The 12891-nt window shown below is 43.1% G+C and carries 12 protein-coding genes and 1 other annotated feature; of the genes, 6 read left to right on the top strand and 6 right to left on the bottom strand.

Annotation, left to right across the window (positions count from 1 at the left end):
• Positions 1 to 70: 70 nt before the first annotated feature.
• A complete protein-coding gene (gene tal, locus Xhom_RS47685) occupies positions 71 to 1024 on the bottom strand; it encodes a transaldolase (RefSeq protein WP_069316908.1) in 954 nt (317 codons plus the stop codon).
• A gap of 287 nt (positions 1025 to 1311) precedes the next feature.
• Here tal and yaaA point away from each other — a divergent pair, with 287 nt between their 5' ends.
• From yaaA to ymcF, 3 genes are all read left to right on the top strand, one after another.
• A complete protein-coding gene (gene yaaA / locus Xhom_RS47680) occupies positions 1312 to 2088 on the top strand; it encodes a peroxide stress protein YaaA (RefSeq protein WP_069316907.1) in 777 nt (258 codons plus the stop codon).
• A 320-nt stretch (positions 2089 to 2408) separates the two neighbouring features.
• Entirely contained in the window at positions 2409 to 2621 is a 213-nt protein-coding gene (gene cspE / locus Xhom_RS47675) for a transcription antiterminator/RNA stability regulator CspE (RefSeq protein ID WP_069314953.1), read from the top strand.
• A gap of 6 nt (positions 2622 to 2627) precedes the next feature.
• Positions 2628 to 2750 (top strand): cold shock small protein YmcF, encoded by a 123-nt coding sequence (gene ymcF / locus Xhom_RS47670; RefSeq protein WP_232326365.1) that lies wholly within the window; start codon positions 2628 to 2630, stop codon positions 2748 to 2750.
• A 383-nt stretch (positions 2751 to 3133) separates the two neighbouring features.
• Here the strand turns inward: ymcF and thrC are convergent, their stop codons facing one another.
• Genes thrC through thrA form a run of 3 tightly spaced genes read right to left on the bottom strand, consistent with a single transcriptional unit; the run spans position 3134 to position 7820 of the window.
• Complete coding sequence (thrC, locus tag Xhom_RS47665; RefSeq protein WP_069316906.1) at positions 3134 to 4426, bottom strand: threonine synthase; 1293 nt, start codon at positions 4424 to 4426, stop codon at positions 3134 to 3136.
• A gap of 2 nt (positions 4427 to 4428) precedes the next feature.
• Entirely contained in the window at positions 4429 to 5379 is a 951-nt protein-coding gene (thrB, locus tag Xhom_RS47660; RefSeq protein ID WP_069316905.1) for a homoserine kinase, read from the bottom strand.
• Positions 5361 to 7820 carry a bifunctional aspartate kinase/homoserine dehydrogenase I gene (gene thrA / locus Xhom_RS47655; RefSeq protein WP_069316904.1) on the bottom strand — a complete coding sequence of 820 codons (2460 nt, stop codon included), beginning with the start codon at positions 7818 to 7820 and terminating at the stop codon, positions 5361 to 5363. The genes thrB and thrA overlap by 19 nt, the downstream gene beginning before the upstream one ends.
• A gap of 24 nt (positions 7821 to 7844) precedes the next feature.
• Positions 7845 to 7964: a sequence feature (Thr leader region), on the bottom strand.
• Positions 7965 to 8653: 689 nt separating this feature from the next.
• Between thrA and arcA the strand changes: the two genes are divergently transcribed.
• Positions 8654 to 9370, top strand: a complete 717-nt coding sequence (gene arcA / locus Xhom_RS47650) for a two-component system response regulator ArcA (protein WP_038238609.1) — start codon at positions 8654 to 8656, stop codon at positions 9368 to 9370.
• Positions 9371 to 9544: 174 nt separating this feature from the next.
• On the opposite strand, the gene creA is transcribed toward arcA, so the two are convergent.
• Positions 9545 to 10021 (bottom strand): protein CreA, encoded by a 477-nt coding sequence (gene creA / locus Xhom_RS47645; RefSeq protein WP_069316903.1) that lies wholly within the window; start codon positions 10019 to 10021, stop codon positions 9545 to 9547.
• A 704-nt stretch (positions 10022 to 10725) separates the two neighbouring features.
• Here creA and robA point away from each other — a divergent pair.
• Entirely contained in the window at positions 10726 to 11607 is an 882-nt protein-coding gene (gene robA / locus Xhom_RS47640; protein WP_069316902.1) for an MDR efflux pump AcrAB transcriptional activator RobA, read from the top strand.
• On the opposite strand, the gene gpmB is transcribed toward robA, so the two are convergent.
• The gene (gpmB, locus tag Xhom_RS47635; protein ID WP_069316901.1) at positions 11604 to 12251 is read right to left on the bottom strand and encodes a 2,3-diphosphoglycerate-dependent phosphoglycerate mutase GpmB; all 648 of its coding nucleotides are present in this window, start codon (positions 12249 to 12251) and stop codon (positions 11604 to 11606) included. The two genes, robA and gpmB, sit on opposite strands and share 4 nt — an antisense overlap.
• A 55-nt stretch (positions 12252 to 12306) precedes the next feature.
• Between gpmB and yjjX the strand changes: the two genes are divergently transcribed.
• Entirely contained in the window at positions 12307 to 12834 is a 528-nt protein-coding gene (yjjX, locus tag Xhom_RS47630) for an inosine/xanthosine triphosphatase (RefSeq protein ID WP_069316900.1), read from the top strand.
• The last annotated feature ends 57 nt before the right edge of the window (positions 12835 to 12891 follow it).

Here is a 12891-nt window from a genome sequence, read left to right as displayed (position 1 = left end):
AGGTGAAAGATAAAAAAGGCGACCGTATTATGTCGCCTTTGTGCAAGAAAAAATAGCTCATTGCCTGAAATTACAGCAGATCAGCGATCATACTCTCAAGTTTGCCTTGGTCTACTGCAAATTTGCGGATACCTTCCGCTAGTTTTTCAGTCGCCATCGGATCTTGATGGTGTTCCCAGTAGAATTCAGCTTCGGTCAAGCGAGCAGGGCGCGCTTTGATTTCGCCTTCATAGCCCAGTTTACGTTCAACTTCGCCTTTAGTTTCAGACAGCTCTTTCAGCAGCGCTGGAGAGATAGTCAAACGGTCACAGCCAGCCAGTCCCAGAATTTCGCCAGAGTTACGGAAGCTTGCACCCATCACGACGGTGTTATAGCCATGCTCTTTGTAGTACTGGTAAATTTCAGAAACAGAAATCACGCCCGGATCTTCATGTGGTGCGAATTCTTTCTGGTCACCGTTGGCTTTGTACCAGTCAAGGATACGGCCAACGAATGGTGAAATCAGGTAAACACCCGCTTCGGCACAAGCACGAGCCTGAGCAAAGGAGAACAGCAGAGTCAGGTTACAGTTGATACCTTCTTTTTCCAGTTGTTCCGCCGCACAGATACCCTGCCAGGTAGAAGCCAGTTTGATCAGAATGCGATCATTGCTGATACCTGCTTCGTTGTACAATTTGATCAAGCGTTTTGCTTTCGCTACACTCGCTTCGGTGTCATAAGACAGGCGAGCATCAACTTCAGTGGAGATACGGCCAGGGATCAGTTTCAGAATTTCCAGACCAATGTTGACAGCTAATTTATCGCCGGCGTCAATAATTTGCTGTTCACGGGAATCGCTCTGACCACGTGCCCATTCAACGGCTTCATCAATCAGTTGGCGATATTCTGGAATTTGAGCTGCATTCAAAATCAGGGAAGGGTTGGTGGTCGCATCTTGCGGCTGATACAGTTTCATCGCCGCGATATCCCCGGTATCTGCTACTACTGTTGTCAGTTTACGCAGGGAAGTCAGTTTATCGGTCATGTTTAATATCTCATCGTTATACGTAAAATATTGGCACTGTTGCCTCGCCATCCTGTGATAATAACATGGTCGCGTCTTGCTGTAAGGTAGGAAAATCCTATCGCTGTTATCCCCTTCATTTTTCAAATGACTTCTTGGTGGGTTTCATTCATTAATCACCGCGATACAACGCGAAATCTATCGGGGATATTCTGCCTTTTCGGTCTATTTTTGCTAAAGTGGAGAAAGAGTGGAGAAAGCCTCAATTTTTGAGAAAATACATCGAACCAGAATCTCGGAACAAAATCATGCTTATTACAATCTCACCTGCAAAAACGCTCGATTATGAAAGCCCTCTCGCGACAGAAACATTTAGTCAGCCGGAATTGCTGGCGGAATCTAAGCAATTGATCGATGTTTGTCGAACGTTAACCCCGGTGCAAATCGGTAGTTTGATGAGTATTAGTGATAAATTGGCTGGCCTGAATGCTGCTCGTTTTGGGGAGTGGCAAATCAATTTTACGTCTGAAAATGCCCGCCAAGCGATCCTTGCCTTTAAAGGTGATGTCTATACGGGAATGCAGGCAGAAACGTTTTCTGATGCTGATTTTGACTTCGCTCAGAGCCACCTGCGAATTTTGTCTGGTTTATATGGGGTATTGCGTCCTCTCGATCTGATGCAACCGTATCGTTTGGAAATGGGGATCAAACTGGAAAACCCACGCGGTAAAGATCTGTATAAGTTTTGGGGCGATCGTATCACTGAAAACCTGAATACAGTGCTGGAACAGCAAGGTGATAACGTACTGGTCAATCTGGCCTCTGATGAGTATTTCAAATCGGTCAATACCAAAAAATTGTCTGCCCAGATTATTAAGCCTGTTTTTCTCGATGAAAAAAATGGCAAATATAAGGTGATCAGTTTTTATGCCAAGAAAGCTCGTGGGTTGATGAGCCGTTTTATCATTCAGAATCAACTGACGGAGCCTGCGCGATTGGCGGAGTTTAATCTGGAAGGATATAGGTTTGATGAATCCCTCTCCAAAGGGAATGAACTGGTGTTTAAGCGCCCTGAGCAGGACTGATCTCCCCGGTGGTCATCACTTCACCGAACAGATGGAGTGATGAATGGTATTTAATTCATTTAATCTGAGGTTCCTTTAAGAAGGGAACCGAAATAGAAAAATAAAGTTTGCTATATCAGTAAAGGTATGAGTTAATAGCGTCATCGGTTTGGAAGTACAGACCTATTTATGACAAGCAAGTTTAAAGCAGTTCACCATTAAGCGTTATCTTCGATATCCTTCATTGCGAATTCCTTCTAATTAGTTCCCATAAGTACGTACAAATTAAAAACAAACCTTATTCTGCCTTATGGCAACTCAAAAAATTTAAAGGAATTCATATGTCTAATACAATGACTGGTTTAGTAAAATGGTTTAATAACGATAAAGGCTTCGGTTTTATCTCTCCAAAAGATGGCAGCAAAGATGTGTTTGTTCACTATTCTGCAATCCAAGGTAATGATTTTAAAAGCTTAGATGAAGGGCAAGAAGTTTCATTTACCATCGAAAATGGTATGAAAGGCCCAGCAGCTGCAAATGTGGTGCCTCTCTAAGGCGACATCTATTTCAGATGCCCATGCTGTAAAGGCTCACAGTATCGGAGGTATCTCTTTGATGTATCAGAGAGTAATCCATACGGAGCAAAATGTATTTTCTGTAAATCAGTTATGTTGCCTGTTTAAATAGAAATACATTCAGATAGTTAAACCTCGCAGATGCGGGGTTTTTTATTGCCTGAAAATCAGATAAGACTTACTGTTTCCTTTGGTCAGAGCTACATGTGTAGTTATGCACAATTGAACAGATGCTTCATTTTAATATCGTTCACAAGGCCGCTTTTGGCTCTATAGTAGTTAAAATCCGAAAATTTTTTAACCAAAATATACTATTCACGCTTGAGTCATAACCTCTTTGAGATTTTTGGCATTTCCTACCCATGAATAATTCTGACCAGAATATTCGAATCTATGGATATGCCTGAGGGTTTTCACAATTTTGTTTTTTAGTAAAACCTTAATCGTGTCTCAGGCATTGAGTTCTTTTCTTAAAGTAATTTCAGACTACGTTACTTCGGCGCTCTTTCCATCAGGTATTCGCGTAAGGTAGCAAAATCCGCAGGCAGGAAATCAGATAATAAGGCGAGATCTGCACGCTCTGCCAGTTCTTGTGGCAATGGAAGTGGTTGGCCGAGGATCTCTTCAACACTTTCTTTGAATTTAGCTGGGTGAGCCGTGCCCAAAAACAGGCCATATTCCCCTTCCTGTAATTGATCGCGCAGGACACGGTACGCCACGGCAGCATGGGGTTCGGAAATATAGTTTTTTGCTGCCAGTTCTTGCATGGTGCTCTGAGTGGTTTTGTCATCCACAACCCCGTTTGCCAGTTCACTCAGTGCCCAACCTTTGCGCTGGAACAGTGCTTCGATGCGTGGCCAGTTATTGGGTTGGCTGACATCCATTGCATTTGATAACGTGGCAACGGTCTGATGTGGCTGCCACGCGCCTTCTGCCAAATAACGGGGAACGGTGTCATTGACGTTGGTGGCCGCAATAAAACGTTTTACTGGCAGCCCCAGCGATTTTGCCAGCAATCCCGCAGTTAAATTACCGAAGTTGCCACTTGGGACGGAAATGACCAACTGGTCGCGTTTCTCGGCTGGGATCTGCGCAACGGCTTCAAAATAATAGCAGATTTGTGCCAGTAGTCGGCTGATATTGATTGAGTTGGCTGAATTGAGGTGCAGGGCGCGTTTCAGTTCCTCGTCATCAAAAGCCTGTTTGACTAAGGACTGACAGGCGTCGAAATCACCTTTGATAGCAACGGTGTGGATATTGTCGCCTAGTGTGCAGAAGAGTTTTTCCTGCAATGGACTGATTTTGCCTTCGGGATAAAGGATCACGACTTGTACGTTATTCAAGCCATAGAAAGCATGGGCAACGGCGGCACCCGTATCACCGGATGTTGCTGTCAAAATAGTAACAGGCTGTTCTCCCGCAATCTGTGCGAGGATTTGTGCCATGAAACGACCACCAAAGTCTTTGAAGGCCAATGTTGGCCCGTGATACAGCTCCAGTGAAGCGACATCGTCTTCAATGCTCATGACAGGAGCAGGGAAGGCAAATGCATTTTTAACGCGGGTTGCCAATTGCTCTGTGGGGATCTCATCACCAATAAAGGCAGAGAGAATCCGCTGGCTGCGGCTGACGAAATCTAATGTTAATAATTCGTCAATTTCAGCACGACTGAATTCAGGTAATTCCTGAGGAAAAAAGAGCCCCTGCTGTTTGCCCAATCCCTGTTTTACCGCCTGTGAAAAACTGACCTGCTCGCTGCTGTCTTTTAAGTTATAGAGTTTCATCGTTACTTTACCTGTCGTGCGCCTGTGTGATCCAGACGGCAAATGTGTACAAAGCCTTCATCATTCTGTACGTAATGTTGTTGCAGCCATTGCGCTACTTCTTCTGCTGCGGATTTTTTATTACAAATCGCAAAGAGTGTCGGGCCAGAGCCTGAGATACTGCATGTCAGAGCACCCAATTCTTTTACTGCATCACGTGCGTTGGCAAAACCGGGGAGAAGTTGTGTGCGATAAGGTTCAGCAACAACATCTTTCATCAATTTGACGGCCAGTTCTGGTTGTTGGGTATGGCAGGCATGGATAAAACCGGCAAAATAACGGCCATGATCAATGATGTCCCTGCGAGCATAGTGTTTCGGTAGGATCGCACGGGCTTCTGATGTCGATACTTTGATACCGGGATACGCCATCACCCATAACCAGTCATCAAACGTGGGAACGGAATAGCAAAGAGGATCTTCCTGAGACAGGATTAACTGTAATCCCCCTAAATAGCATGGTGCGACATTATCATAGTGAATCCCGCCAGAGATGCGTCCTTCCAGTTCTCCCATCATGGTCAGCAATTGGTTACGGTCAAATGGGCGGCCAGCATATTCATTCAGTGCCACTAAACCTGCGACCACAGAACAGGCACTGGAACCTAATCCTGAACCAATCGGCATGTTTTTTTCCAATGTCATGGCGACGGGCAGTTCTTTTCCCAGCCGATGACAAAAAAGCTGCCAACATTGGTAGACAATATTATGTTTGGGATCGACAGGTAATTTGCTGACAAATCGCCCTTGATTATTCAGGCTGAAATGTTCAGCTTGGCTTACGGAAACACAATCCCCAAGTAACGAACCATCAATCGGAGAAACCGCAGCGCCGAGCACATCAAACCCGACACCAACGTTCCCAATAGAGGCGGGCGCATAAACCTTGACTACCATTAAACCCCCAATTTCCATGACAGAGTGCGTAATATATCAGCAAAAACCCCTGCTGCCGTCACATCGTTTCCTGCACCATAACCTCGTAGCACCAGCGGGATCGGTTGATAGTAACGGGTGTAGAAAGCCAGTGCATTTTCGCCATTTTTGACTTTGTATAGTGGATCATTGCCATCAACGGCGACAATTTTCACCATACAACGTCCTTGTTCAATCATGCCAACATAACGCAAAACTTTCCCTTGCGCAGCAGCATCGGTAACCCGCTGGCTGAACTCTTGATCCAATTGCGGTAAACGTTGCAGGAAGTTGTCAACATCGCCATTTGAGTCAAAGAATGCAGGTAAGACTGGCTCAACGTTTATATCGTCTAATTCCAGTTCATAACCTGATTCACGTGCCAGAATCAATAGCTTACGGGAAACATCCATACCGGAAAGATCGTCCCGTGGATCAGGCTCGGTAAAGCCTTTTTCTTTTGCCAGTAAAGTCGCTTGTGAAAGTGTTATACCTTCATCCAGCATACCGAAAATGTAGGATAGCGAACCAGACAAAATTCCGCTGAACTGCACCAACTCGTCTCCCGCATTGAGCAGGTTCTGCAAATTTTCGATAACAGGTAACCCAGCCCCGACGTTAGTGTCATACAGGAATTTACGTTTAGATTTTTCTGCCGCCTGACGAATTTGGTGGTAATAGTCCATCGACAAGGTATTGGCTTTTTTATTCGGTGTGACAACGTTAAAGCCGTCACTGAGGAAACTAGCATATTGTTCCGCAATCGATTGATTAGAGGTACAGTCTACGATGACCGGATTCAGGAGATGATACTCTTTTTCAAGGCGGATCAGACGGCTCAGGCTGAACGGTTCGCTCGCTTCTGAGAGTGCCTGCTGCCAGTTATCCAGATTGATACCTTGCATATTTGTTAATAAGGCTCTGGAATTAGCGATACCACAAACGCGTAGTTCAATGTGTTTTTGTTTGAGCCATACTTGCTGGCGACGGATTTGTTCAATCAAAGCGCCACCCACGCCACCGACACCGACCATGAAGACTTCTACGACTTGAGTGGTGTTGAATAACATTTGATGGCAGAGTCGAACAGCGGTGGTTGCCGTATCATTTTCAATGACAGCGGAAATGGAACGTTCAGAAGAACCCTGTGCAATGGCAACAATATTGATATTGGCACGTGTCAACGCCGAGAAGAAGCGGGCCGAAATGCCTCGTTGGGTACGCATACCATCCCCAACAACCGAGATAATGGCAAGATTGCCTATTATGTCGATGGGATCAAGTACGCCATCTTTCAATTCCAGATAAAATTCTTCTGTCAGCGCCTTTTGCGCTTTTGCTAACTCTTTTTGCGGCACACAGAAACTGATGCTGTACTCTGACGAAGACTGCGTAATTAACACAACGGAAATGCCTTCGCGGGACATCACGGAAAATATCCGGGCAGCCATGCCAACCATTCCTTTCATACCAGGGCCGGAAACATTGATCATTGCCATGTGATTCAGGTTAGTAATGCCCTTGACCGGTATGTTCTCATCTTTTTGTCCATTGCCAATGAAGGTCCCAGGGGCGTCAGGATTAGCTGTGTTTTTTATCAGACAAGGGATTTGAAATTGGGCGATAGGGGCGATGGTACGGGGATGGAGAACTTTGGCACCAAAGTAAGATAACTCCATGGCTTCTTGGTACGACAGGCTTTTCAGCAAGCGAGCATCTGCGACTGCCCTTGGATCACAAGTATAAACGCCATCCACATCAGTCCAGATTTCACAGCAATCTGCGCGTAGACATGCCGCCAGAACAGCTGCTGAATAATCAGAACCGTTGCGTCCCAGTACGACTAATTCTCCGTTTTCGTTACCCGCGGTGAAGCCCGGCATCAGGATAATATGATCAGCAGGGATGTTAAGACTAGCAATCCGTTTAGTCGATTCATGGATATCAACAGTGGACTCAAGGCAATGTCCATGTGCTAACAAATTGTTGACGGGGTCAATGACAGTGACTTTGTGGCCGCGAGCCTGTAATAACGCTTCCATGATGGCAACTGACAGCTTTTCGCCACGACAGATCAGGGATGCGTTAATGCTGTCTGGACAATACCTTAATAAGGAAATACCGTGCAGAGTCTGTTTCAGGTTGGCGAATTCACGCTCGACTATTCCTTTCAGGCGTTCAAAATCGAATCCAGCTTGTTGCTCTTTCAGTCCCGATAACAAATCAGCAAAGATTTGGCTCGCATCGTTCATATTGGAAATGATGTCTTGCCCTGCAACCGTTTTTTCAATCATTGCCACTAAGTGGTTTGTTATCTTTGCCGGTGCAGAGAGTACCAAGGCGACTTGCCCCAATTGCAACTCATTTTCGGCGATATCCGCAACACTCAGCATCCGTTGGTCATTTGCGACCGAGGTGCCCCCAAATTTCAGTACTCGCATTAACGTTCTCTCCTGATTTCTGACCAAAAAAAAGCCCGTATCTTGTGGGATACGGGCTTATTATTGTTTTATGTATATGCGTCAGCCCGCACCGCTACTCGTTGTTCCGGTGGTAATCGTAGTGGTGGTTTTTGTTGTAACCATTTTTTTCAGGCTGATTTGTTGCATAATTTCCTGTCTGTCTTTTTTGGATTCATTTGACCCCCTATTGGTTAAAGTAAATTGTGGTCGGTGTCAAATATTTTTTCTGCTGATAGCAGAAAAAAACGTCATTTTCCGTATTGTAATTATTCAAAATATAACAAAATGACCAACTCATTATCTGGTTTTTGAGCTTATTTTCTAGCATTTAATTTTATAAAAAACATATTTTGTAATTGTTTTATCTTTATGATAAAAACATGTATGTCTGGACGGTTGAGTGCCGGGCTGGTTCAATCAGGCATTCAAGATACCATGACGATTGTTAACATATTTATTTCAAATAAATAACAAATGGCCTTGATTGAAATTAACAATTACAATTAATGTTAACGTGCTACAATTGATTTTGATATGTATCAACAAAAGTTAGTTTTTTTAGAGGGTAAATGCATTACTAGCTGTTATCTTGCTGTTAATAGACTACTATAGGACCGTTATTTAAAACGGGTTCTTCGGGTATGTCCCCTCCAAAAAAGCGACGCTGGCTTTTAGCGTAAAACATATCAAAACGTTTATTTTGGACATGAGCTGGTTTTCTGTCATTCAGAACAAAATCAGTATGTTTTTCTTTTAATAATAACAGCTTATGCCATACAGATTCTGTTTTTTAGCGATTTTAGGTAGCAACCATGCAAACCCCGCACATTTTGATTGTTGAAGACGAAATTGTCACACGCAATACCCTGAAAAGCATTTTTGAAGCTGAAGGGTATGTCGTTTATGAAGCGACTGACGGTTCGGAAATGCACAATATTCTGTCAGATAACGATATTAATTTAGTTATTATGGATATCAATCTACCAGGTAAAAATGGGTTACTTCTTGCCCGTGAATTACGTGAGCAGGCAAATGTCGCGCTGATGTTTTTGACAGGCCGTGACAATGAGGTGGACAAAATTCTTGGGCTTGAAATTGGTGCTGATGATTACATCACCAAGCCATTTAACCCGCGCGAATTAACTATCCGTGCGCGGAATTTGCTTTCGCGGACAATGAATCTGAGTCATTCAGGTGAAGAACGTCGTCAGGTTGAAAGCTATAAGTTCAATGGATGGGAGCTGGATATTAATAGCCGCTCTTTGGTTAGCCCAATGGGTGATCAGTACAAACTGCCACGTAGTGAGTTCCGCGCGATGCTCCATTTCTGTGAGAATCCTGGAAAGATCCAGACTCGTGCAGAATTGCTGAAAAAAATGACAGGGCGCGAGCTGAAACCTCACGATCGTACTGTTGATGTGACTATCCGCCGTATTCGTAAACACTTCGAATCGACACCGGATACTCCAGAAATCATTGCGACTATCCACGGTGAAGGTTATCGCTTCTGTGGTGATTTAGAAGACTAAACCTCTTTGATACTCATTCTTTAATACTGATATTCTTTAATACTAATGTAGTGAAAGAGTTTTAGTATCAGCTAAAAAGCCCGAATGTTTTACAACATCAGGGCTTTTCTTTTTAATTTAACAGACATTGCCTACTGGACGATAGTTTAACAGTCGGTCTATTTCGTGGTTCAATCACTTTTTCCACGGCATAATTGGCACGGCACTAATCGCGTTTTTAGGAGAACCATCGATCACTTTGTCAGAATAAGTTAGGTAAATCAATGAATTACGATTATTATCATAGAATCGTACAACTTGAAGTTTTTTAAACACCAGAGAAGTACGTTTCTGGAAGACGACCTGTCCTTTCTTGGGGGATGTCTTAATCTTATCTGCCAATTCAATCGGGCCAACCTGCTGACAGGATATAGCAGCGTCTGATGTGTCTTCTGCCAATCCCAAACCGCCCTTAATACCTCCTGTCTTAGCTCTGCTCAAATAGCAGGTGACATTTTTAACATCGGGGTCATCAAAGGCTTCTATTACTATTTTGTTATCAGGGCCAAAAAATTTGAACACGGTATCAACAGAGCCAATCTCTTCAGCATGCAGAAGCACAGGAGAAAAGAGTAAGGTAGCTGCTACCACTATTTTCTTGATTGTTACCATATTTAGTCCATATGAATTAAATAAATGCAGTGAAAATATCCACCATTAACATATAATGCAAGTAAATGGTTGCGGTAAAACCATTTTCATCATGAATATACATAACGAAAAGCCATGCCATTATATACCTAATAGGTTTCGAGTTGCATGAGATAGTAGGCTAATAAATAGTCTTTAACAGCGCATGTAATATAATGAAGGGAATTTTTATTTTTAATATTTTCATGTGGTTGTGTGGTTTTGAAAGACAGTACTTGACTTATTATTAAGTTTCCCATTAACTTATTCCAAGTTTTATCTTGTTTTATTATATCTGTGATCTGATTGATAACATTGATGAAACAAAGTTAATTAATTATTTAAGCAATATTTAATATGCCCACTATATAGTGCTAGTCGCATTCTGTGTGCGGCAATAAATTATGTGGCAATAAATAAAGTAATTAACCCTAAGTAATAGTATAAAAATATTTCTATTACGCTTGGAAGCAAGGACTGTATCTTAAAATGTAAAACCCACAATATGCCTGAGTAACAGGTAATCTGGAGGATGAAAAATCCATATTGTTATCTTTGAAGAATGATAGGTATTGCTTATCTATCAAGCTACGTAACATATGTGTACAGAAAAATGTTTTTTCAACAAAGTAAGTTGTTTTACATTTTCTGATTTTTCTTTTTGTCTTGATGACTTAGGGAGATGTATGGATCAAACCAACATCATTCGAGATTTGCTGCATTGGCTGGATAATAACTTAGACCGTCCACTATCGCTCGATAATGTTGCAGCAAAAGCAGGTTATTCTAAGTGGCACTTGCAGCGTATGTTTAAGGATGTGACTGGTCAGGCAATTGCCTCTTACATCCGCGCGAGAAGATTATCTCGAGCTGCTGTTGCATTACGTTTAACCAGTCGACCTATTCTGGATATTGCTTTGCAATATCGTTTTGATTCTCAACAAACTTTCACAAGGGCTTTCAAAAAACAGTTTGATCGAACGCCCGCATCTTATCGCCGAAGTGAAGAATGGTGTGCAAAAGGAATATGCCCTCCTATCTTGCTGGATAACAAGCCTCTGCCAACACACAAATATATTACGTTGGAAGATAAAATATTGATTGGCACTGAGCACTCGTGTAGCTATATGTTGGAAGAGTGGCTAACTGCTTGCACAGGCATGCGGCAAAACTTTTGGATTAACTATCTACAGCATGCGGAAGTATTACCACCCAGACTTTATGGGTTACATCATACTATCCTCAGTCATGAGCATGAAGAAGAGCAAACCGTTTTCTATACCACAGCAATAGAGCCGGAATATGCCGTCTTTGATACTAAAGGTAGTAGCCCAGTCGTCTTGCCTGGGGGGGACTATATTTCGTTCAGTTATTTTGGTAATAAAGAACAATTACAAGAGTTTCTCTTTACCATTTATGGTACTTGCTTGCCTAGATTAAATGTTACTCGCAGAAAGGGATATGATATCGAGCGATACTATCTCACTAATCTCGACTGGAAAAATATCGAGGATGAGTCTCAAAGCCATGTGATGGAATTTGAGTACCTCATCCCAATTGAGCGTTAGCCTTGTAATTCATCCAAAGCGGGCATATTCAGATGTGTGATATCGCCTGCTGTTTCAACGATCCAGCCTGAAGCTAGCCATGGGCTATTTTGATAATCGACTCGTGAGATAGAACAGTTTCTCAGCCTTAAACGACGTTCTGAATTGGCAGGAAGCCCCAGAATTGAACAGACCAAACAGACAAGTGCCATACCATGACTTACGAGCAGTGGGCGGCTGCCAGCCGGTAAATTGAGGCAATTATCCAGTGCAGCTCGCATACGGATAGATAATTCATTCATCGATTCACCTTCTGGGATACGTCCATTTGGTGTACCATCGACGAGACTTTTACGCCAAGATTCTTCTTCGGGGGAGAGGGAGTTTAGTTCGCGATTTTCCAAAATCCCCATATGTAATTCTCGCAAACGTGGTTCCAATATTACGTCACACCCACAGGCTTTGGCGATGATCTCTGCGGTTTGGCGTGTTCGGCCAAGATCACTGGTGATAACATGGGTAATGTTTTCTGATTTGATTTTTTGCGCTACCAAGTGAGCCTGACGCAAGCCAATTTCAGTCAAAGGACTGTCAGATTGGCCCTGAATGCGGCGAGCCACGTTCCATTCGGTTTCGCCATGACGAACAAGATAGACCTGTAACATATGTATTTTCCGTTATACTGCATCGTGAAATAGTTCAAAGGATAATTTATTTATTATGTATCATGTTATTGCGGCAACAACTAACCCTGCGAAAATAAAAGCGATTAGCCTTGCATTCGATGATGTTTTTGGCTCGGGCACTTACCACATAGAAGATGTCAATGTAGATAGCAGTGTACCTCAACAGCCTATTGGCAATACCGAAACCCGAACAGGTGCCCGCCATCGTGTTATGGCTGCCCGTCAAGTCCGGCCTGAAGCTGACTTCTGGGTTGGGGTTGAAGCTGGAATTGAAGATGACATGACGTTTGCCTGGATGGTGATTGAGCATAAACAAATTCGGGGAGAGTCGCGTTCTGCGAGTCTTATGCTTCCTGAAAAAGTATTGGAAGGTATTCGCGAAGGACGAGAACTTGGCCATGAAATGGCTGAAGTCACTGGCATTGATAATATCAAGCAAAAAGGGGGGGCAATCGGTTTTTTTACCAACGGCATTCTGACTCGCACCAGCGTTTATCATCAAGCTCTGATATTGGCTCTTGTACCTATTCATCATGAAATTTACAAGGATATTAATAATTAACTTTAACGGCTGTTTATCCCCGCCGTCTTTCAAGTTGCAGCTTTGTTGGCTACGTTT

The sequence above is a fragment of the Xenorhabdus hominickii genome (genome assembly GCF_002632725.1).
In the GTDB taxonomy this organism is placed as follows: Bacteria; Pseudomonadota; Gammaproteobacteria; order Enterobacterales; family Enterobacteriaceae; genus Xenorhabdus; species Xenorhabdus hominickii.
Note: the sequence above shows the minus strand (reverse complement) of the source record. Positions and strands in the feature narration are given on the sequence as shown.

Excerpts from the sequence above, each read along its gene's own strand:
- thrC (WP_069316906.1), bottom strand. The coding sequence starts at position 4,426 with ATGAAACTCTATAACTTAAAAGACAGCAGCGAGCAGGTCAGTTTTTCA.
- arcA (WP_038238609.1), top strand. The coding sequence starts at position 8,654 with ATGCAAACCCCGCACATTTTGATTGTTGAAGACGAAATTGTCACACGC.
- thrA (WP_069316904.1), bottom strand. The coding sequence starts at position 7,820 with ATGCGAGTACTGAAATTTGGGGGCACCTCGGTCGCAAATGACCAACGG.
- creA (WP_069316903.1), bottom strand. The coding sequence starts at position 10,021 with ATGGTAACAATCAAGAAAATAGTGGTAGCAGCTACCTTACTCTTTTCT.
- thrB (WP_069316905.1), bottom strand. The coding sequence starts at position 5,379 with ATGGAAATTGGGGGTTTAATGGTAGTCAAGGTTTATGCGCCCGCCTCT.
- gpmB (WP_069316901.1), bottom strand. The coding sequence starts at position 12,251 with ATGTTACAGGTCTATCTTGTTCGTCATGGCGAAACCGAATGGAACGTG.
- tal (WP_069316908.1), bottom strand. The coding sequence starts at position 1,024 with ATGACCGATAAACTGACTTCCCTGCGTAAACTGACAACAGTAGTAGCA.
- cspE (WP_069314953.1), top strand. The coding sequence starts at position 2,409 with ATGTCTAATACAATGACTGGTTTAGTAAAATGGTTTAATAACGATAAA.
- yaaA (WP_069316907.1), top strand. The coding sequence starts at position 1,312 with ATGCTTATTACAATCTCACCTGCAAAAACGCTCGATTATGAAAGCCCT.
- yjjX (WP_069316900.1), top strand. The coding sequence starts at position 12,307 with ATGTATCATGTTATTGCGGCAACAACTAACCCTGCGAAAATAAAAGCG.
- robA (WP_069316902.1), top strand. The coding sequence starts at position 10,726 with ATGGATCAAACCAACATCATTCGAGATTTGCTGCATTGGCTGGATAAT.